We start from the raw sequence: 20,411 nt of genomic DNA, 5'->3' as shown, positions 1-20,411 counted from the left end.
GTACCCCGACATGGAACTGCTGTCGGCCCGGTCCGTTCCGGCGGCACACGACTTCTGGGCGGTCGTCGCCGAGAGCCTCACGGAGCGACAGCGGACCGTGGTCCAGCTTGCGTACCACGCCGGCTACTTCGAGTCCCCGCGAGAGAGCACCGGACCGGAACTCGCCGACCGGCTCGGCATCACGCGACAGACCCTCCACCACCACCTCCGACGGGCCCAGCGCGCCGTGTTCGAGTGGCTGTTCGAGGCGGCCTCGCCCCTGGAATCTGACCAGTAAGCCTCCATCTACATTCGTGGCGGTCCGTTAGGTGGTGACGATGATTCGGCCCGACGGGCCATCCGACGGCCCATCCCCGGACGAGACGCCCCCGCACGACGCCGCTGGACCCCACACCAGCCACCACGAGTGGGAGGGTCCCGCTCCCCTGTCGCATACGGTCGCCACCGGCGTCGCCGCCGCGACGGACACCGACGTGACCGCACTGCCGGCGCTGTACGACGCCGTCGACCCCGAGAGCCTCGACCGACTGTTCCGGTCGGTGCCGGCCGAGAAGCGCGAGCGGGTCGAAATCGCGTTCCTGTTCGCCGGCTGTGCGGTCCGCGTCAGCGGGACCGGCGAGGTGACCGTCGACCCGACGGGGGCGCCCGCCGGCGACGGCTGACGGGCAGTCGACGCGCCCCGGCCGTGTGGCCGCCCTAGCCAGCGCGGCGCAGAACTTATACGAAGATGCGTAGTGTCACCAGTACCCATGAAGTATTTTCAGGGCGAGCCCCTGCGACACGTCGGCGACCTGCCGGCGATGGGGGCCGAGCGCTACCGCGGGAAACTCGCCGTCGAGTACCGCGGCGAACAGCGCAGTTACGCGGACCTGGAGACGCGCGCGAACAAGGTGGCCAACGCGCTCGTCGCGCAGGGCGTCGACCCGGGCGACCGGGTGGCGCTGTATCTGGAGAACAGCCTCCAGTTTCCCGAGGCGCTGTTCGGGACCATCAAGGCGGGCGCCGTCGCCGTCCCGCTCAACCACCGGATGGACCTCGACAGCCTGCGATATATCATCGACGACGCCGGCGCGGACGTGCTCGTCGGGAGCGACGTGTTCCCCTCCGTCGTCGCTGACCTCGCCGAGCAGGTCCCGACGACGCTGTTCCCCGGCGGCGGTGACGGCTACGAGGACTACGACGCCGTAGTCGAGGCCGCCGACCCCGAGTTCGAGACGCGCGACCGGGCGTTCGACGACGTGGCGCTCCAGCCGTACACCTCGGGGACCACCGGCGACCCGAAAGGCGTCCTGACGACCCACGAGAACCTGCTGGCGACGGCCCAGTCGTACCAGTCGCGGTCGGGGACCGACCCCGAGACGGACGTGGCGTTGCTCGTGCTCCCCCTGTTTCACATGTACGGGCTCTCGACGGTGCTGTTGACGCAGTTGTACGGCGGCGGCACCGTCGTGCTCAAGACGCTCCCGGTGCCGTCCGCGCTGTTGCAGGCCATCACCGACCACGAGGTGACGCAGTTCGCCGGCATCCCCGCCATCTTCATCGAGATGCTCTCCGAGTACGAGTCGAACCCTGAGGCGTACGACCTCTCGTCGGTGGAGACGCTCGGCTCCGGGGCGGCGCCGCTGGCCGACGACACGCGCCGGCGCATCGAGCGGGCCTTCGGCTGTCAGTTGACCGAGGGCTGGGGGATGACCGAGACGTCGCCGGCGGGCACCACCGACTCGGTGTACGGCCCCGCGAAGGCGGCCGGCTGTATCGGCCAGCCACTCCCGGACGTGGAGATGCGGCTGGTCGACCCGGGGACGAGGGAGGTGCGCGTGAGCGAGGCGACGCTCGACCCGACGACTCCGCCGGACGTCGACCACCTCGATTTCGACGACGAGGAGCAGGTGACGGGCGAAATCGCCATCCGCGGCCCCAACGTGTTCGCCGGCTACCACGACTTGCCGGAGAAGACCGAGGAGGTGTTCGATTCGGAGGGGTGGTTCTACACCGGCGACATCGCCCGCGTCGACGCGGACCGCTATCTCTGGATGGTGGACCGCGCCGACGACATGCTCATCGTCGGCGGCGAGAACGTCTACCCCGCGGAGGTCGAGGACGCGCTGTTCGAGCATCCCGACGTGCAGGCGGCGGCCGTGGTCGCCGCGCCCCACGAAGTGAAGGGAGAAGCGCCGGTCGCGTTCGTCGTAACGGAGCCGGACGCCGAGGTGAGCGAGCGCGCCCTCCGGGAGTTCGCACTCCAGCACGTCCCCTCGTACGCCCACCCGCGACGGGTGTTCTTCGTCGACGAACTGCCGCGGTCGGGCACCCGGAAGGTCCAGCGGTACAAGCTTGAACAGCGGGCGGAGGAACGGCTCGACGGACCCCTTGCGTCGAGCGAGGAGCTGTAAGCCCGCCGGGAGCGGCCTCGACCGCCGAGGATACCGGCCCGTGCCGTCGGCTTACCCTCCGGGCTCCCGTGGCTCCTGCGAGCATACCGGCCGTACCGCGCTCATAACGAAGTCCGTGCGGCGCGGGGCTCCCGTGTCCGTCACCGACGGGCGTGAGAGCTATGGCACAGATGGAGTACCACGCGAAGGACAGTTATCAGGAGACGCGCGCGGACGTCGAGGCCACCCTCGGGTTCGTGCCGGGGTTCCTCGACGCGCTCCCGGAGGAGGACCTCGTCAACGAGTGGCCGACGTTCAAGAAGTACAACGTCGGCGAGACGCAGATTCCCGCGAAGTACCGCGAACTGATGGGGCTGGCGGTGGCCGCGAACATCAAATGTCCGTACTGCCAGTACTTCCACCGCGAGGCGGCGAAGATGCACGGCGCGAGCGAGGCGGAACTGGCCGAGGTCGACTTCCTCGCCAGCATCACCGCACGCTACAGCGCGATGCTACACGCACAGCATTACGACGAGGCGACGTTCACCGAGGAGTTCGACCGGATGGCGGCGCACCTCTCGAAGTGAGCGACGGACGGTCGCCTCGCGGCGACCACTGGACGGTGCATGCGACGCGTGGGCACCGTCTCTAAACACTTATCCCCGGGCCTCGACTGTTCTCCCCCATGAGCGACGTCACGGTCACGCTTCCCGACGGCTCCGAGCTATCGGTGCCGGAGGGCTCCTCCGTCGAGGACGTAGCCTACGAAATCGGGCCCGGTCTCGGCCGGGACACGGTCGCGGGAGTCGTCAACGGCGACCTCGTGGACAGGGTCCACCCCGTCGCGGACGGCGACCGAATCGTCATCGTCACCGACCAGAGCGACGAGTACCTGCAGGTGCTTCGCCACTCCGCCGCGCACGTGTTCGCGCAGGCGCTCCAGCGGCTCCACCCGGAGGCGGAACTCGCCATCGGCCCGCCGACTGACGAGGGGTTCTACTACGACGTGACGGGCGTCGACCTCGACGAGGACGACCTCGCGGACGTCGAAGACGAGATGCGCGACATCATCGCGGCCGACTACGACATCGAGCGCGTCGAGCGGTCCCGCGAGGAGGCGTTCGAGATATACGGGGACAACGAGTACAAACGCGACATCCTCGAGACGGAGGCCGCCGGCGAGGACCCCGTCTCCTTCTACGTGCAGGACGACTGGCAGGACCTCTGTCAGGGGCCACACGTCGAGTCGACGGGCGAAGTCGGGGCCGTCAAACTGCTGAACGTCTCGTCGTCGTACTGGCGTGGCGACGAGGAGAACGACACGCTGACCCGCGTCCACGGGACGGCCTTCGAGAGCGAGGCCGACCTCGAACAGTTCATCGAGATGCGCGAGGAGGCCAAGGAGCGTGACCACCGGAAGATAGGCCGCGAGATGGACCTGTTCACGGTGCCGGACCACTCGCCCGGCTGTGTCCACTTCCACCCCAACGGGATGGCGATTCGCCGCGAACTGGAGGAGTACATCCGCGACAAGAACGACGAACTCGGCTACGACGAGGTGTGGACGCCCGAATTGAACAAAGCGGAGCTGTGGAAGCCGACGGGCCACTACGACACGTTCACGGCCAACGGCGAGATGTTCAATTGGGAGCAGGACGACACCGAGTACGGCCTGAAGCCGATGAACTGCGCGAACCACGCGCACATCTACGACACCGGCAGTCACTCCTATCGGGACCTGCCCATCCGGCTCTCGGAGTTCGGCACCTGCTACCGCAACGAGCAGTCGGGCGAACTGTCGGGGATGCTCCGGGTCCGCGGGTTCACGCAGGACGACGGCCACGCGTTCATCCGCCCCGACCAGATAGAAGAGGAGATAAAGGGCACCCTCGGCGTCATCGAGGACATCTACGGCGACTTCGGGCTGGAGGTCATCTACAAGCTGGAGACGAAAGGCGACGACGCCGTCGGGAGCGACGAAATCTGGGCGGAGGCGACCGACGCGCTGAAGGGCGCACTCGAATCCGAGGGACTGGAGTACGAAATCGAGGACGGCGAAGCGGCGTTCTACGGCCCGAAGATAGCCATCGACGCCCGCGACGCCATCAACCGCGAGTGGACCGTCGGCACCGTCCAGCTGGACTTCAACATCCCCCAGCGGCTCGACCTGACGTACGTCGGCGAGGACAACGCCGAACACCACCCGGTGATGGTCCACCGCGCCCTCCTCGGAACGTTCGAGCGGTTCATGGGCGTCATCATCGAGCACTTCAAGGGGAACTTCCCGACGTGGCTCGCGCCCGAACAGGTGCGCGTGCTCCCCATCTCGGACGACAACCTCGGCTACGCCCACCGCGTGAAGAACGAACTCGGGGGGTTCCGCGTCGAGGTGGACGGCCGCGACGCCACCATCGGGCGGAAGATACGCGCGGCCCACGACGACCGCGTCCCGTACATGCTCATCGTCGGTGACAACGAGGAGGAAGCGGGGACCGTCTCGGTGCGCGACCGCTTCGAGAACGAGGGCGACGACGTAGCCGTCGACGCGTTCCGTTCCCACCTCGAATCGGAGGTCGACGAGCGGACGCTGGAGCCCGACTTCCTGGCTTAGTTCCACTCCACCTCCTCCACCTGGTCGGTGTCCCGCAGGATGAACGGCCCGATGGAGAGGGTGTGTTTCGTCACCGTGGCGATGCGCAACACGTACGCGAGCAGGATGATGAAGGGCATCATCGCCAGCGTCGACCCGGCCGAGAACGCGAGGATGATGTTCTTCATGCCGAGCGTCGTGCCGCCGAAGGTGGCGTCGTTGAAGAACGACACCATGAACACCGACACGAGCAGGGCGGGAATCGACGCGGTGAGGATGGCCCGCGAGAGGTTGATGAGTTCCCACTGGAAGTACAGCGTCTTGAAATGCTCGCGGGCAGGGCCGAACAGTTTCAGCACCTCGGACAGCCTGTCGAGCGCGTCGCTCCCGGCCTCGTCGAGTTCGTCGCCGTACTCGGCGTCGATGCGCTGGGCCGCGAACACCTTCCACGAGTAGTTGAAGTTGAGCGCGGCAGACACCACCTCGAACTCGCCGAACTGCGCGCCGTCGAGGTTGTCGGAGACGCGGTCGGCGTTCTCCGTGAGGCTGGCGACCAGGTCGTCGACGGCCGACGCGAGGTCGCCGTCGTCGGGGACGGCCTCACGGAGGTCACGGGCCCGCTCGCCGGCCACCTGCACGAGTGCCCGCAGGAACTGCGACGGGCGGGCCGGTGCGACCGGTGCCTCGACCATCGCGGCGGCGTCGTCGCGGAACGACAGCGCCTTCTCCATCCGCTCGCGCTGGTCGCCCGCGGCGCCCAGCTCCTGTGAGAGGACGAGTTGGTTCAGCGTCAACACGAGGGTGACGCCGGTGATGGTGGCCGTGAGAAAGCCCTGGAACACCGTGTCGACCGAGTCCGACGACCGTATCGCCCCCTCCGTGGTCGGGTACACCATCCCCGAGACCTGCAACACGACGAAGATGGTGCCGAGCAGAACGAGCGCGACGACGCGCCGGTCGGCCTCCAGCAGGAACCAGAGCTTCCAGCGGCTCTCCTCGGCTCGCTCACGGAGCCGGTCGCTCGGCTGGTCGCTGTCCTCGTCTGCCATACACCTCGTCACGCCGCGACGCGATGAAAAGCTCGGGGGTCAGTTCTCGGGCTCCGACTCCTCCTCCTGGAGCTCCTCGAGTTCGGCCTCGACGGCCTCGTCGTCCACGTCGGCGTCGACCGCGTCGGGCTCGGCGTCGGCATCGACCGGCTCGGGCTCGCTCTCGGGCGCTTTCCCCTCCTGCTGGCGGAGCGTCTCCAGTTCCGCCTCTATCTCGGTGTCCATCCGCCCCGACTGAAGCTCCCGGTCTATCTCGTCGCGGTCGTCCATCACGTTCTCCAGCTGGCCGCTCCCCTCGAGTTCGTCGAGCGCGGCGGCACGAGCCTCCATCTTCTCGGTGTTCTCGCGCGCCCGCTCGATGGCTCGCGAGGTGGATTCCATCTCGTCGCTGGCGCCCGTCATCGCCTCCGACACCCGCGCGGAGGCCTCGGCGGCCTCGTAGCGGGCCTTCATCGTCTCCTTCTCGGTGCGGAACCGCTCTATCTGGGACTGGAGTTCGTCCTTCTTCTCGACGAGGCTGTCCTGGGTGCTCTGGAGGTCGGCTATCTGCGTCTCCAGTTCCTCTATCTGGTTCATCTTCTGCTTCTTCCGTTCGAGCGCCTGCCGCGCGAGGTCCTCGCGGTCCTGCCGGACCGCCTCGCGCGCCTGCTCGTTGTGCTTCTCGACGTTCTCCTCGAGGCGGCGCTTCTGTATCTCCAGGCGCTTCTTCTGGGTCGTCAGGTCCGCGATGCCCTGCTTGACGTCCTGCAGTTCGTCGCGCATCTGCTCGTAGGAGTAGTCGAGCGTCTCCGAGGGGTCCTCCGCGCGGTTGAGGACGGCGTTTATCTTCGACCGGATGACGTACGAGGCCCGAGAGAGGATACCCATGCGCGTCCCTTGGGACGCGAACAGGTAAAAACCCTAACCGGATTCCGCGGGCGAACGCCCGGAATCAGGAGCGCCAGAACGCCCGCGTCAACAGCACGAACACCGGGAAAATCTCCAGCCGGCCGATCCACATCAGGAACACCATCAGCAGTTTCGACGACGCGGGGAACTCGAGATACGAGTTCATCGGACCGACCGCACCGAACCCCGGCCCGACGTTGCCGAGCGTAGCCGCCACCGCCGACATCCCCTCGAACGCCGAGATGGCGTAGCCGACGCGGGCCGCATCCAGCATCACGAACGCGACCCCCAGAACGAAACACAGCAGGTACAGCAGGGTGAACCCGTAGATGCCCCGAATCGCCCGCTCGTCGAGCGGGCGGCCGGCGAGCCGGACCGGGCTGACGGCCTCCGGGTGGACGCTGGTGAAAAGCTCCCGGCGCACCGACTTCAGGATGACCACCCAGCGGACGATTTTGATGGCACCACCCGTCGACCCGGCCGAGCCGCCGATGAACATCCCGAACAGCAGCACGTACTTCAGCGCCGGCGACCAGGCGTTGAAGTCCATCGACGCGTACCCCGTCGTCGTGATTATCGAGACGACCTGAAACGTAGCGTGGCGAAGCGCCGGCTCGAGGCTCCCCTCGATGCCAACGTACGCCGCGAGATACTCCGCGCCGACGCCCGCCTCGCGGACGATGCCGGGGCCGAGGAACAGCACGCCCGCGACGACCGCCGAGAGCGCGCCGAGCGCGCCGGCGTACGCGCGAAACTCCGTGTCACGGACGACGACCCGGCGCTCGCCGTTGAGCAGTCGCCAGAACAGCGCGAAGTTGGTGCCGGCCGCGACCATGAAGGGGATGATGACCCACTGGACCGCCGCCGAGAACGCCTCGATGGACCGGGCTTCGGGGGAGAACCCGCCGGTCGGCATCGTCGTGAACGGGTGGACGACGGCGTTGTACAGCCCCATGTTCGGCGCCAGCCCCGCGAGATGGAGCCCGTACAGCAGGAGCATCTGGAGGACGGTGAAGCCGGCGTAGATGAGCCACAGCGTCCGTGCGGTCTCCGCGATGCGGGGGGTGAGCTTCTCGATGCCCGGCCCCGGCGCCTCGGCGTCCATCAACTGGGCGCCACCGACCGAGAGCTCCGGCAGGATGGCCACCGCGAGCACGACGATACCCATCCCGCCGAGCCACTGGGTGAGCTGTCGCCACAACAACAGCGCGTGGGAGTGGCGTTCGAGCGATATCTGCCCCATCACCGTCGCGCCCGTGGTGGTGAACCCCGACATCGACTCGAACAGCGCGTTCACCGGGTGGGCGAGCGTGCTCTCGGTGCCCATCCCCGCGAGCAGGTAAGGGATGGTGCCGACGACGGCCACCGAGAGCCACGTCAGCGCGACCATCAGGAACGCCTCCCGCGAACCGAGGTCGGGGTCGGGGTCGAGCCGCTCCGCGAGCAGGCCGACCACGACCGTCAGCAGGATGGCGACGCCGAACGTGACGACGCCGTCGTCGTAGATGACCGCGACGAGAAGCGGCAACACGAGCGCGAGCGCGAGGTACTTGATGACGCGCCCGGTCAGCGAAACGCTCGCACGCCAGTCGACCCGGAGGTCCAGCCCCCGGCCGTTCGCGGAGAGCAGCGACACGTCCGCCCGGACTCGCGTCCCGAGCATCAATCCACCGCTCTCCGCGCGTCAGCCGGTCCAGAACCGTCGGGTGAAAAGCACCAACACGGGGATGAACTCGATGCGGCCGACCCACATCAGCGCCGTCATCGCCAGCAAACTCGACCGCGGGAAGACGGCGTAGCTCCCGTACGGCCCGGCGGGGCCGAACGCCGGCCCGATGTTGAGCACCGTCGAGGCCGCCGCGCCCATCGCCTCGAACTCGCCTATCGCCACCGACGCCCGCGCGGTGTCGACGACGATGAACACCGTCAACAGCGTGAACGCGACGATGCCCAGCAAGACGTACGCGTGGACGTCGCGCACGGCATCCTCGTCGACGACGCTGTCCCCGAGACGGACCGGACGGATGGCCTCGGGCGACAGCTCCACGAACAGCTCCCGGCGGAACGACTTCAGCACGATGAGCCACCGCACCGTCTTGATGGAGCAGGTGGTCGAGCCGGCCATCCCGCCGACGAACATCCCGAGAAACAGCGCGTGCTTGGCGGCGGGCGACCACAGGTCGAAGTTCGTCGACGCGTACCCCGTCGTGGTGACGATGGAGACGACCTGAAAGACGGCGTGGCGCACCGTCGGCTCGACGCCGGGAAAGGTGCCGTCGACGGCCAGTACGCCGGCGACGAGCGCCGACCCGGCCGCGAGTATCCAGAGGTAGAAGCGGAACTCCTCGCTGTCGCGGAGCCGGTCGGCGTCGCCCTGGACGAGCGCGTACAGCAACACGAAGTTCGTCGCGCCGACGACCATGAACGCCGCGACGACGTACTGGACGACGGGGGTGAACGCGCCGAGGCTCTCGGCTTCGGGCGAGAAGCCGGCCGTCGCCACCGTCGTCAGCGCGTGGGCGACGGCGTTGAACGGCCCCATGTTCGGCGCGAATCCGAGGCCGTTGAGCACGAGAAGTATCACGGTCAGCAGGGCCGTCAGCCCCGCGTACAGCCGGCCGAGGATGCGCGCCGTCGACTCGATGCGGGGCGCGAGCTTCGTCACGTCCTGGGTCTGGGTCTCCGTCTCCATCAGGCGAGCGCCCCCGACGGAGAGTTGCGACAGCAGGCCGACCGCGAGCACGAGGATGCCGAGCCCGCCGAGCCACTGGAGCAGTTGCCGCCAGAACAGCAACCCCTGCGGGTGGACCGAGAAGTCGCGGATGACCGTCGCGCCCGTCGTCGTGATGCCGGACATCGACTCGAACAGCGCGTTCGTCGGCGAGGTGAACACGCCCGTCCCAACGAGCAGGAAGGGGACGGCGCCGACGGCGGCCACGGAGAGCCACGTCGCCGCCACCATCAGGAACGCCTCGCGGGGGTACAGGTCGTCGCGAGGGAGCCGTTCGAGCGCGAACCCGACCAGCAGACTGCCGGCGGCGGGCACGAGGAAGGGGACGGGCGATTCGGCGTACAGGACCGCGACGCCCGCGGAGGCGGCGAGCGCGAGGGCGAGCCCCCGGAGGACGGTACCGGTCAGGCTGGCGCTGGTGCGCCAGTCGACCCTCATAACGTCTCGGTGACGGCCTCGACGGCCTCCGCGTCCGCGAACACGACGACGTGGTCGCCGTCGCGGACGACGGTGTCGCCACGCGGCGGGACGAGCGTCCCGTTGCGGGTGATGGCGCCGAACACGACGCCCTCCGGGAGGTCGGCGGCGAGGTCGGCGATGGTGCGGCCGACGGCTTCCCCGCCGGAGCCGACCTCCAGTTCCAGCACCTCCGCGCGGTCCCCCTCGATGACGGCGACGTTCTCGGCGCGGCGGCCGCGCGTGAACCGGGTTATCTCCTCGGCGGTCCCCTCGCGGGGGGAGACGGCCACGTCGATGCCGACCGCCTCGAACAGGTCGGCGAACTCGACGGTGTCGACGACGGCGACGACCCGGTCGGTGCCGAGCCGCTGGGCGAGCAACCCCGCAAGCAGGTTCTGCTGGTCGTTCTCGAGGGCGGCGATGAGCACGTCCGCCTCGCCGACGTTCTCGCGTTCGAGGAACTCCTGGTCGGTGGCGTCGCTCTGCATCACCGTCGTCGCGGGCAGGCGTTCGGCCAGCCAGCGGGCCCGCTCGGGGTCGCGCTCGATGAGTCGCGGCGAGAACTCCCGGGTCTCGAGCAGGCGGGCGACCTGGTAGCCGACCTCGCTCCCGCCGACGATGACGATGTCCCGGGGGCCGGTCTGCTGGGGGGCGATTTCGGCGCTGAACTGCCGGGTGCTGTCGGGGCTCCCGATGACCACGACGTCGTCGCCCGCTTCCAGCACCGTGTCCCCACGCGGGATGACGATGCCGTCCTCGCGGACGATGGCCGCGAACGTCAGCGAGTCGAACCGGTCGGCCTCCTGGACCGTCTGGCCGACGACGGGGCTCTCGGCGGGCAACTCGAACTCGGCCATCTGGACGACGCCGTCCGCGAACGTGTCGACGTCGCGGGCCGTCGGCAGGCCGATGACGCCGACGATGTTCTGGGCGGTCAGCAGGTCCGTACACACCATGAAGTCGACGCCGAACGTGCGGTCGCCCCGCTCCCACGTCCGGAGGAACTGGGGCCGTTTCACCCGAGCGATGGTGAACACGTCCGGGAACACGGTGGCGGTGCCGCAGGTGACGATGTTCGTCTCGTCGTCGTCGGTGCTGGCGATGAGCATGTCGGCCTCGTCGATGCCGGCCTCCTCCAGCGTCTCTATCTCGCTTCCGTCCCCCTCGATGGCGAGCACGTCGTGCGAGTAGGTGAGCGACTCGACGCGGTCGGGGTCGATGTCGACGACGACCACCTCGTGGTCGCCCGAGAGGCTCTCGGCGATGCTGGAACCGACTTCGCCCGCGCCGACGACTATCACGCGCACGGCGACCACCCGGTCATGCCCCGTCCATCGGTCGGGGGGCGTAAGTCGGTTACTATCAACAGCCCGCGGTGCCGGCGGTGGCGAACCCCTCGCGCTCGATGGCGCGCTCCGCCGACGCGGAGAGATACTGATTCTCGCGGAACGGGCCGTGCGAGAGCCAGCCGCCGTCCGTATGCCCGGCCCCGTCGATGCCGCGTGCGGAGCCGACGACGACGTTGTGGAGCAGTTCGTGGACGACCGTCCGGACCCGGACGGTGTACGGCGTGGCGTAGTCGCGGGTGAGTGTGCCGTCAGCGAACACCTGGTAGCCGGGGGTCGACCCGACGCCGACGAAGCTCTCGTTGTCGACGTGCACAAGCACCACCTGGTGGGCGAGACAGCCGTACGCGCCGACGTACTCGGGACGGTAGAACCGCTCGCGGAGCCGGTCGACCGTCGCCGGGCGCCGGTCGTCGAGCGTCACGCGCCGGTCGAGACGTTTCGCGTGAGGCGAGACGTAGTGGAGCGCGACGCCGGTGGTGCCGTCGGGGTTCGAGACGGGCATCGACGACCACGCACGTCGGAGGCCGGTCCGTTCGCGGGCCGACAGCGACTGGATGTCCTCGGCGACGAGCACCTGGACGTACAGGTCCGCCCGCAACGGGTCGCTGTCGGGTAGCGCCGCGCCGCCGGGCGCCTCGCCGGCCACCTCCCAGCCGTCGCGCAGGCCGTCGCCGTCGGTGTCGGGGTCGTTCGGGTCGGTGCCGAGGCGGCGCTCCTGGCGGTCACCCAGGCCGTCGCCGTCGCTGTCGACCAGCGAGGCGTTGCCGACGGCCGGCGCGAGCTCCTCGCCGGTCATCTGGGCGGTGACCGCCTTGGCCGTCCGGTCGACGGGCGCGATGCCCGTTCCGACCGTCGCGCCGACGAGGAACACCGCGAGGACGAGCGGCCCACCGAGGCGGATGCCGACCGCGAACGCGAACGCGGTCCACACCTTCAGCCGACGCGCGACCCCCCCGACCAGCTCGTCGAGCGGTCGCGCGCCCGGGGGACCGGCCGCTGTCATGGCCTTCGATAGGTATCTGACACGTAAATAGCTCAGTGTGGCAAGAATAGCCGGTGATAGCCGGTGGTAGCCCGCCTTCTATTCAGATAACGTCGGACAGGAGCAAAAGGCTATAAAGGCTCTCGCTCACACGTACAAGAGCAATCGACAGTCAGGGTCGACGCACGCTCCGTGCCCTCGGCGTGTGTCAACAGCGTTAGCCGTGTGTACGTCCGGATTCCCGGCCACGCGCCGCTGTTACCCCGGAAGATACACGCAGTCCCTCGACCGGAACACATGACACGCCTCTCACGCCGTCAGGACGACGGTACGGTAGACGAAACAGCCGACGACATCGACCCCGAGAACCTCGTTCGCACCGACAACGGCGAACTCATCGACGAGGAGACGGGCGTCATCGTCGAGGAGGAGAACATCGACCGCGGGCCGGAGTGGCGCGCGTTCAACCACACGGAGAAACAGGAGAAGTCCCGCGTCGGCGCGCCCACGACGCAGGCGATGCACGACAAGGGCCTCACCACCGACATCGACTGGAAGGACCAGGACGCGTCGGGCCGGTCGCTGTCGACGGACAAGCGCAACCGGATGCGCCGCCTCCGGACGTGGCAGGAGCGCATCCGCACCCAGGAGAGCGGCGAGCGCAACCTCCAGTTCGCGCTCTCGGAGGTCGACCGCATGGCCTCCGCGATGGGCGTGCCGCGCTCGGTGCGGGAGGTCGCATCGGTCATCTACCGGCGCGCCCTCGATGCGGACCTGATTCGCGGCCGCTCCATCGAGGGCGTCGCCTCCGCGTCGCTACACGCCGCCTGCCGCCAGGAGGGTATCCCCCGCTCGCTGGACGACCTCACGCAGGTCTCGCGCGTCGACCGCCGCGAAATCGGGCGGACGTACCGCTACATCTCACAGGAACTCGACCTGGCGCTGGAGCCCGTCGACCCCCGCCAGTACATCCCACAGCTCGCCTCCGAGTTGAGCGTGAGCGACGAGATACAGCAGAAGGCGGTCGAGGTCGTCGCGGAGACGACCGAACAGGGGCTCCACTCGGGCAAGTCGCCGTCCGGCTACGCCGCGGCGGCCATCTACTCGGCGTCGCGTATCGTCGGCCCGAAGCTCACCCAGAGCGAGGTGAGCGAGGTGGCCGACGTGACGGTCGTCACCATCCGCAACCGCTACCAGGAGCAGATGGACGCGCTCGACGACGAGATAATCTACTGAGCCGGCCGGGCGCCGAACAGCTCGGCGCGCTCGTAGCCCGCCATCTCCTCGACCGTCCGGGCGCAGACGTCGAGATACGTCTCCGCCCGCTCCACGTCGGGCGGCCGCTGGCGCATCGCGGCCACGGCCCCACGTGCGTAGCCGTTCGCCTCCCGGGCCAGTCCGCGGGGCGGGGCTCCCCGAACCGCCGCGGCGGCGGCCGCGACCGACTCGACGGCCGCCGTCGTGTCGCCAGCGGCCAGCCGGCCGCCCGCCCGGTCGAGGTAGTAGGCGGCGTCGTCGTAGGAGTGAGTCATGTTATCTGTACGCACGGCGAGTATTTCAACTGCGCGCCCGGGGGCCGCCCGGACCACCACCGGGAACCGGCGGTGCGTCGCCGTCCGACCCGACCGCCACTCGAACGCGTCGGGCGACGGTCACGAGCCGGCGTCGTCCGGGCGACGGGCCACGACGACGGGCCACCCGCGAGGCGTTTCAGCTCGCGGAGACCATCTGGAGCCCCGCGATGCCCACCACGATGACGCCGATGAACGCCAGCCGCAGCAGCGTCGCCGGCTCGTCGAACAGGTAGATGCCGAGGAGGGCGGTCAGCGACGCGCCGATACCCGTCCAGACGGCGTAGGCGGTCCCGACCGGGAGCTCCTGGACCGCCTTCGCCAGCAGGACCATGCTGACCGCGAGCGCCAGTACCGTCGCCACCGTGGGTCGGAGCCGGGTCAACCCCGCCGAGTACTCCAGCCCGATGGCCCACGCGGCCTCGAACAGTCCGGCGACGAAGAGCAACAGCCACGCCAGTTGCGTCGACATGCGCCGGCGTATTCGGGGCGGGGCATAGAAGCCAGCGGTCGCCGTCCCAGCCATCGGGTCGACTGCCGCGGCTCGTCGGTGGCGTCGGGAAGAAACACGGGGGAGCAGTGACCGGAGCTACGAGCCGCCGCCGAACATCTGGCGCATCATCGGATGCATCTCCATCAACTGCTCCTCGGCGATCTCCTCGTACAGTTTGTACGTGATGGAGACCGTCAGCAGCAGCCCCGTGCCGGAGACCTGTCCGATGGTCCCGAACATGTTCGCCATGACCGCAAGCAGTCCCACGAGGGCACCGCCGATGACGGTGACCTGGGGGATGTAGCGTTCGAGCACCTTCTCGATGACGCCGGGCGACTGCCGGAAGCCGGGAATCTGCATCCCCGAGTTCTGAATCTGCTCGGCGGTCGCCTCCGGCCCCATGCCGGTCGTCTCAACCCAGAAGATGGCGAACACCGCGCCGCCGAGCACCATGAACGTCAGGTCGACGGCGATGCGGAGCATGATTTGCCAGGGCTCGTTGGTGGCGAACCCGGCGAACCACATCCAGTCACGGAACGAGTAGATGGGCGCGAGGTAGTAGAACAGCCCGTCGACGGGCGACGCGGTGCCGCCGGAGGTCGTGTACACCCCGAGCCACGGCATCCGCATGCCGAACAGTTCGATGACGCCCGAGGGCGTCCCGGCCTGCGCGTAGAGGATGCGCCCGAGGAACTGGATGTTCGCCTGGAGCGCACGCACGAGGATCATCGGCAGGACGCTCGCGTAGATGAGCTTCACCGGGAACCGACCGCGGGCACCCTTCACGCGAGCGTGCGAGAGGGGAATCTCGACGCGGACCGACTCCGCGTACACGACCACCACGAAGATGGTGATGGTCGTCAGCAGGAACAGCAACTGGCCGGGGCCGATGAGCAGTTGCTGGAGCCCCGACGGCTGGAGCACCGGCCCGAGCGACGCCTCGCCGACGAGGATCTGGTACCAGCCGTAGAAGAACCCGGTCTGGTTCCCGATACCCGGCGTGGCGAAGAACCCGCCGATGAGGCTCTGGCTGATGCCGGCGATGATGAACAGGCCGATACCGGAGCCGACGCCCCACTTCGAGATGACCTCGTCCATGAACAGGATGAGGAGACCGCCGACGAAGATCTGCGCGAACATCAGCCACTTGACGCCCACGAGCCCGATGCCGAGCTGTTGGGCGACGGCGTCGCTGGCGGGCAGGAAGCTCCCCGCAAACACCATCGGCAGGCCCGTCAGGCAGATCATCACGACCACCAGTAGCTTCTGGAGGCCCTGATACAGCACCTGGTCGCGCGGGTCGTTCGTGTCGAGACCGAGCAGGTCGGCACCGCCGAGCAACTGCAGCACGATGGAGGCCGTGACGATGGGGCCGATACCCAGCTGCAGGATGGTGCCCTGTCCACCCGCGAGGATGGACCGGAACTGACCGAACGCGTCGCTCCCCCGTTCGGCCAACCCGAACAGGAGGATGTTGGTCAGGAAGAAGTACAGCACGAGGACGCCCGCCGTCCACGCCAGTTTGCGGCGGAACGGAACGTGACCCTCGGGCCGGGACACGTTGGGCATCCGCGAGAGTACCGGTTCGGCGGTCTCCTTCCAACTCATTACTCGTCCTCGTCGTCCTCGTCGGTTGTAGCTTCTTCGGCCGCGAGCTGTTCGCCGTGCTCCGTGAGCACGGCCTCACCGCCCGCGTCCGCCAGTTTCGCCTCGGCGTCCTCGGAGAACGCGTCGGCGGTGACTTCGAGACTCTCGTGGAGTTGGCCGCCGGCGAGCACCTTCACCACGTCCACGTCGGAGCCGGCGTCGACCACGTCGCGAGCGTCGATGGCGTAGCCGTCGCCGGACTCCTCGGCGATACCCTCCTCGACGTACAGCGGGACGTCTTCGTCGAGTTCGCGCAGGTTGACTGTCTCGACGGTCCGCTGCTGCTTCTGGGGCGTCGAGAACCCCTTCTTGCCCTGCGGCGGGTAGTTCGCCTTCTCGTGTTTCGTGCGGCCCGCACGTCCACGCCCGCCCCGGTTGCCCGCGCCGCGGCGCTTCTTGTGGGAGCCACCGCCGTGCGTTCGCGAACCGCGCTGGCGTCGTTTCTTCGATGTCATTATCGCATCTCTCGCAGGAGGTCGTCGATCTCCTCGGTCGACTGCTTCCCGAGGGCCCCACCCTCCTTCGTGGGGTGTTTGATGCCGTCGTGGCCGCCACGTGGCGGATGCAGGCGAAGCGTCGGCGAGAGCCCCTGCTCCTGCAGGGTCGTCTCCTCGTCGACCAGCGCCGCCGCCAGCGCGGCCACGTCGTCGTAGTCGGTGTTGTTGGCGACCCACTCGTCGTCGATGTCGGCGTCGCCCTCGGCGGGTTCGGCCCGTGTCTCGACGAGCAGTTCGACCGTCTCGACGGACGGCTCGCCGTGGGCGACCCAGTCGTTCACCTTCGTGATCATCCCGCGGTAGGTGTCCGTCTCCGGGACGAGCACGCAGTGGTTGACGCGGTGGAGGTTCAGCATGCCGAGCGTGTCGCGCACGCCCTGGCTCTGGTTCACCTCGCCGCGCAGTTGGACGATGGCCTCCATCACTCGATCACCTCGCGCTGTTCGAGCGTGCGCTGGGGCACCCGCGCCTCGGCCGTCGCGCGCAGGGCGTTGAACGTCGCCTTCGCGAAGTTGACCGTCGTCCGGGTGTTGCCCGACGAGCGCGTCCAGATGTCGTCGATACCCGCGAGTTCCAGCACGTGCCGGACGGTCTCACCGCCGGCCAGCCCCAGACCACGCGGAGCGGGCTGGAGTTCGACCTCGACGGAGCCGGCCTTGCCGGTCGTCCGCAGCGCGACCGTGTGCGGGCGGCCACAGCCACACTCCCACGACCCACAGCCGCGGGAGACGTCGATGATGTTCAGCTTGGCGATGTCGATGGCCTTCTGGATGGCGCCGCCGACCTGGTCGTCGCGGCCCTCCGCGTAGCCGACGAAGCCGTCGCGGTTGCCGACGACGACGACACACCGGAACTTCACCCGGCGGCCGGAGTCGGTCATCCGCTGGACCATGTTGATGTCCAGCACCTCGTCTTCGAGGCCCGGCAGGAGCTGGTCGACGAGCTCCGGCTCCTTCAGCGGGAGCCCGGATTCGAGCGCCTGCCGCATGTCGGTGATATCGCCCTCAGCGACCTGTCGTCCGAGCCGCGTCTGCGGCTCCCAGCCGTTGTTACTCATTGTCCTCCATCAGCGTCTCCCGCACCTCGTCGAAGTGGGCGGGCAGTTCGGTGGCGTCGAAGTCGCCGGCGTACAGCTCGTCGTCCAGCGACTCGGCGTACTCGGCGATGTGGCCACCGCGCGTGCGGTCCCACTCGGCGAACACGTCGTCGTTGTGCGGCACGTCGAGGCCGGCGTCGATGGCGCCTTCCTGTACAGCGAACACCTTGCTTCCGGGCGTCGCGGTGTTGAGCCCGATGTCGAGCACGGCCTCCTCGACGTCGGCCTCCAGCGCGCGAATGCCCGCCAGCAGGCCGGTGAGATACGCGGCCGGCAGGTTGCCCGTCGGGGCGTCCCAGCCGTACTCCGCGAGGTCGTTCGAGGTCGCACTCGCCACCGTCTCGTCGCCGTTCGGTCCGGTCACGATCAGCTGCGCCCTGGTGTGCTGGTTGCTCTTGCGGGCGACCAGCCGGGGCTTGCCCGATTTCAGCAGGCGCAACCTCTGGTGGTAGTTCGTCCGTGCCTCGCGGCGACGCCGCATCGGCACTTTGTAGCGTGGTCCGGTTGCCATGGTCAGTAGTTGTTCTCGATGTAACGTTCGAGGTCCGCGACGGAGTCGAACTCGCCGCCCGAAGCCATGTCGTACAGCTCACGGTACGCCGACGAGTCGATGTCGCCCTCGTCGCGGTGTTGTTTCAACGTGCGCCGCTGCGCACGGATGCGAGACTGCCAGTCCTCCTTCTCGTCGGAGCGACCGCCCTGTTTCCCCTTCCGGGACCCCTGTCCCTTCCGGTGGCCGTACGAGCGCTTCTCGGCGCGCTCGCGGGCACGTCCCCGCGAGTTCCCGCTCGCGTCTTCGGAGGCGATAGCCCCCTCGTCGACGAGTTCGCGGATGTCCTCGCGGGTGATGGCGTCGGCGATGTCGCCCTGTCGCTCGGGGTCGAACCAGACGCGGTTCTTCCCGACGTCGAGGACGTCAGCGGCGAGTCGCTTCTGTGCACTCAGGTCAGTCATTCTTCGACCTCCACTTCGACGTACGTCGGGTTCAGGACGCGGATGCCCTGCTCCTCGGCTTCCTCCTCGATGGCCTCGCGCTTGCGCGCGCCGACCGTCGAGCCGATGCGGACCGCTTCGGTGTCACCGTCGACACCCTCGAGGTCGTCCACGTTGTGGACGTGAACCTCCTCGAAGCCGGACGGATGCAGGCCCCGAACGGCCTCGGGGGTGCGGTAACCCGCCTCCACCTTCGGGCCCTTCCCCTTGACGCCCTTCCGCTGCTTGGAGAGGCCGCCGCGGGGACGCCGCCACGAGGTGGGCGTCCGCTTCTTCTTGTGGTAGTCCTGTCGGTTGAACTGCGGGGTGGAGACCCGCTTGCGCTGGGCCAGGAGCCGCTTCTCGTTCTCCGAGAGGTCGGGGGTCTTGTCGACCAGCCCGCGGGGCTGGAGTTCGGTCTCGACTTCCTCCTCGGCCTCCTCGTCGGGCTCCTCGGTCTCGTCTTCGACCTCGGCCTCGGTCTCCTCGGCGACCTCGAGGCCGCCGACGTCGGCCTTGATGCGGGCCGCGAGGGCGTTGCCGATGCCCTCGACCTCGGCCAGCTCCGACTGGGAGGCCGCTTTCACGTCCTCGACGGTCTCGTAACCGGCACCCTCGAGGGCGGCCGCCTTCGCGTTGCCGACGCCGCTGATGTCGGTCAACTGTTCGGGACCTTCCTCCTGGGCGTCGACCTCCTGTTCGTCTTCGGCGTCGGCCGCCTGCTGCTCGTCGGCGGCGTCCTGTTCCTCCTCGGCGTCGACTTCCTCGGTGTCGTCGTCTGCCATCAGGCCTCACCTCGCTTCGGTTTCTCGGTGATGTACACGCCGTCCTGGAAGACGCGGGTGTCCTTCCCCTGGACGCGGGTCTGCTGTTCGATGTCCGCGGCGGTCTGGCCCACGTCCTCGATGCTCGGTCCCGAGAGGGTGAGCTCCTCGCCGTCGACCTCCACGTCGGTGTCCCCGTGGATGGGGACGCGACGCGGCGCCTTCTCGCCGAGGAAGTTCTCGATGACGACCTCGTCGCCGTCGACGTCGACCTGCATCGGGAAGTGCGAGTAGAACACTTCCATGCGGTAGGTCCACCCCTCGGTGACGCCGTGGAACATGTTGGTGACGTGGCTCTCGAAGGTCCCGACCGTCGCCGTCGTCTTCGCGTCGTCGGCGTCGGACTCGATGACGACCGCGCCGTCCGCGACGGAGACGCTGACGTCCGGATACCAGAGCCGCCGGGTGACGCTGCCTTCGGACCCCTCGACGGTCAGGTCGAGATGGTCCTGCGTCACGGTGACGTCGTCCGGAATCTGTAGTTCTCGCTTCATCGTCAGTATACGTATGCGATCACCTGGCCACCGATGCCCTCCTCGCGGGCCTCGTAGTGGCTCATGATCCCGTGGCTGGTCGAGACGACGAGCGTCCCGTAGTCGCGGGCGGGGAGGAACCGCTTCTCCCACTTCTCGAACTCGCCGGCGCCCGCCGAGTAGCGGGGCTTGACCGTACCACAGGCGTTGATCGCTCCTTTCAGTTCGACCTCGAACTTCCCGGCCTTCCCGTCGTCGACGAACTGGAACGTGTCGACGTAGCCGCGGTCCGCGAGGACCTCGAGCACGGAGCCGATTTCGTTCGAGGCGGGCTCTACCGTGTGTCGGAGATGGCCGACGCCCTCCGCGTTGTCGATACCCGACAGGGCGCTGGCCAGTGGGTCGTTGTCCGCCATCG

Annotated in this window: 23 protein-coding genes; 6 read left to right on the top strand and 17 right to left on the bottom strand. The window is 68.4% G+C overall.

The window, feature by feature from the left end; all coding sequences use genetic code 11:
- Window positions 1–10: 10 nt before the first annotated feature.
- From NL112_RS22900 to thrS, 5 genes are all read left to right on the top strand, one after another.
- Entirely contained in the window at window positions 11–277 is a 267-nt protein-coding gene (locus tag NL112_RS22900) for a helix-turn-helix domain-containing protein (protein WP_350356168.1), read from the top strand.
- Window positions 278–317: 40 nt separating this feature from the next.
- Window positions 318–662 carry a HalOD1 output domain-containing protein gene (locus tag NL112_RS10930; RefSeq protein ID WP_255148869.1) on the top strand — a complete coding sequence of 115 codons (345 nt, stop codon included), beginning with the start codon at window positions 318–320 and terminating at the stop codon, window positions 660–662.
- Window positions 663–749: 87 nt separating this feature from the next.
- Window positions 750–2,393, top strand: a complete 1,644-nt coding sequence (locus NL112_RS10925) for a class I adenylate-forming enzyme family protein (protein ID WP_255148868.1) — start codon at window positions 750–752, stop codon at window positions 2,391–2,393.
- 161 nt (window positions 2,394–2,554) lie between these two features.
- Window positions 2,555–2,959, top strand: a complete 405-nt coding sequence (locus NL112_RS10920) for a carboxymuconolactone decarboxylase family protein (RefSeq protein ID WP_255148867.1) — start codon at window positions 2,555–2,557, stop codon at window positions 2,957–2,959.
- Between the two features lie 98 nt (window positions 2,960–3,057).
- Window positions 3,058–4,983: a threonine--tRNA ligase gene (thrS, locus tag NL112_RS10915; protein WP_255148866.1), complete on the top strand. Its 1,926-nt coding sequence runs from the start codon at window positions 3,058–3,060 to the stop codon at window positions 4,981–4,983.
- On the opposite strand, the gene NL112_RS10910 is transcribed toward thrS, so the two are convergent.
- The 6 genes from NL112_RS10910 to NL112_RS10885 form a co-directional block, all read right to left on the bottom strand.
- The gene (locus tag NL112_RS10910) at window positions 4,980–6,011 is read right to left on the bottom strand and encodes a DUF7972 family membrane protein (RefSeq protein ID WP_255148865.1); all 1,032 of its coding nucleotides are present in this window, start codon (window positions 6,009–6,011) and stop codon (window positions 4,980–4,982) included. The two genes, thrS and NL112_RS10910, sit on opposite strands and share 4 nt — an antisense overlap.
- A gap of 39 nt (window positions 6,012–6,050) precedes the next feature.
- A complete protein-coding gene (locus tag NL112_RS10905; RefSeq protein ID WP_255148864.1) occupies window positions 6,051–6,878 on the bottom strand; it encodes a PspA/IM30 family protein in 828 nt (275 codons plus the stop codon).
- Between the two features lie 64 nt (window positions 6,879–6,942).
- Entirely contained in the window at window positions 6,943–8,505 is a 1,563-nt protein-coding gene (locus NL112_RS10900; protein WP_350356167.1) for a TrkH family potassium uptake protein, read from the bottom strand.
- 78 nt (window positions 8,506–8,583) lie between these two features.
- Entirely contained in the window at window positions 8,584–10,068 is a 1,485-nt protein-coding gene (locus NL112_RS10895) for a TrkH family potassium uptake protein (RefSeq protein ID WP_255148862.1), read from the bottom strand.
- A complete protein-coding gene (trkA, locus tag NL112_RS10890; protein WP_255148861.1) occupies window positions 10,065–11,396 on the bottom strand; it encodes a Trk system potassium transporter TrkA in 1,332 nt (443 codons plus the stop codon). Before trkA ends, NL112_RS10895 begins: the two co-directional genes overlap by 4 nt.
- Window positions 11,397–11,451: 55 nt before the next feature.
- On the bottom strand, window positions 11,452–12,441 hold the full coding sequence (locus tag NL112_RS10885; protein WP_255148860.1) for a thrombospondin type 3 repeat-containing protein: 990 nt from the start codon (window positions 12,439–12,441) through the stop codon (window positions 11,452–11,454).
- Window positions 12,442–12,717: 276 nt separating this feature from the next.
- On the opposite strand from NL112_RS10885, the gene NL112_RS10880 reads away from it, so the two are divergent.
- Complete coding sequence (locus NL112_RS10880) at window positions 12,718–13,656, top strand: transcription initiation factor IIB (RefSeq protein WP_255148859.1); 939 nt, start codon at window positions 12,718–12,720, stop codon at window positions 13,654–13,656.
- On the opposite strand, the gene NL112_RS10875 is transcribed toward NL112_RS10880, so the two are convergent.
- From NL112_RS10875 to NL112_RS10825, 11 genes are all read right to left on the bottom strand, one after another.
- A complete protein-coding gene (locus NL112_RS10875; RefSeq protein WP_255148858.1) occupies window positions 13,650–13,952 on the bottom strand; it encodes a hypothetical protein in 303 nt (100 codons plus the stop codon). The two genes, NL112_RS10880 and NL112_RS10875, sit on opposite strands and share 7 nt — an antisense overlap.
- Window positions 13,953–14,130: 178 nt before the next feature.
- Window positions 14,131–14,463: a DMT family transporter gene (locus NL112_RS10870; protein WP_286672162.1), complete on the bottom strand. Its 333-nt coding sequence runs from the start codon at window positions 14,461–14,463 to the stop codon at window positions 14,131–14,133.
- Window positions 14,464–14,580: 117 nt separating this feature from the next.
- Entirely contained in the window at window positions 14,581–16,092 is a 1,512-nt protein-coding gene (gene secY, locus NL112_RS10865) for a preprotein translocase subunit SecY (protein ID WP_255148857.1), read from the bottom strand.
- Window positions 16,092–16,586 (bottom strand): uL15m family ribosomal protein, encoded by a 495-nt coding sequence (locus NL112_RS10860; protein ID WP_255148856.1) that lies wholly within the window; start codon window positions 16,584–16,586, stop codon window positions 16,092–16,094. Before NL112_RS10860 ends, secY begins: the two co-directional genes overlap by 1 nt.
- Window positions 16,586–17,050 (bottom strand): 50S ribosomal protein L30, encoded by a 465-nt coding sequence (locus NL112_RS10855; RefSeq protein WP_255148855.1) that lies wholly within the window; start codon window positions 17,048–17,050, stop codon window positions 16,586–16,588. The genes NL112_RS10860 and NL112_RS10855 overlap by 1 nt, the downstream gene beginning before the upstream one ends.
- Window positions 17,050–17,685, bottom strand: coding sequence for a 30S ribosomal protein S5 (locus tag NL112_RS10850; RefSeq protein ID WP_255148854.1), 636 nt, complete (start codon window positions 17,683–17,685; stop codon window positions 17,050–17,052). The genes NL112_RS10855 and NL112_RS10850 overlap by 1 nt, the downstream gene beginning before the upstream one ends.
- Window positions 17,678–18,235, bottom strand: a complete 558-nt coding sequence (locus tag NL112_RS10845; RefSeq protein WP_255148853.1) for a 50S ribosomal protein L18 — start codon at window positions 18,233–18,235, stop codon at window positions 17,678–17,680. Before NL112_RS10845 ends, NL112_RS10850 begins: the two co-directional genes overlap by 8 nt.
- Before the next feature lie 2 nt (window positions 18,236–18,237).
- Entirely contained in the window at window positions 18,238–18,678 is a 441-nt protein-coding gene (locus NL112_RS10840; protein WP_255148852.1) for a 50S ribosomal protein L19e, read from the bottom strand.
- Window positions 18,675–19,481 (bottom strand): 50S ribosomal protein L32e, encoded by an 807-nt coding sequence (locus tag NL112_RS10835; RefSeq protein WP_255148851.1) that lies wholly within the window; start codon window positions 19,479–19,481, stop codon window positions 18,675–18,677. The genes NL112_RS10840 and NL112_RS10835 overlap by 4 nt, the downstream gene beginning before the upstream one ends.
- Entirely contained in the window at window positions 19,481–20,014 is a 534-nt protein-coding gene (locus NL112_RS10830) for a 50S ribosomal protein L6 (RefSeq protein ID WP_255148850.1), read from the bottom strand. The genes NL112_RS10835 and NL112_RS10830 overlap by 1 nt, the downstream gene beginning before the upstream one ends.
- A gap of 2 nt (window positions 20,015–20,016) precedes the next feature.
- A complete protein-coding gene (locus NL112_RS10825) occupies window positions 20,017–20,409 on the bottom strand; it encodes a 30S ribosomal protein S8 (RefSeq protein ID WP_255148849.1) in 393 nt (130 codons plus the stop codon).
- Between the last annotated feature and the right edge of the window lie 2 nt (window positions 20,410–20,411).

The sequence above is a fragment of the Halorarius halobius genome (assembly GCF_024298865.1).
GTDB lineage: Archaea > Halobacteriota > Halobacteria > Halobacteriales > Haloarculaceae > Halorarius > Halorarius halobius.
The sequence above is the reverse complement of the archived record's forward strand: the minus strand, read 5'-3'. Positions and strand labels throughout refer to the sequence as shown.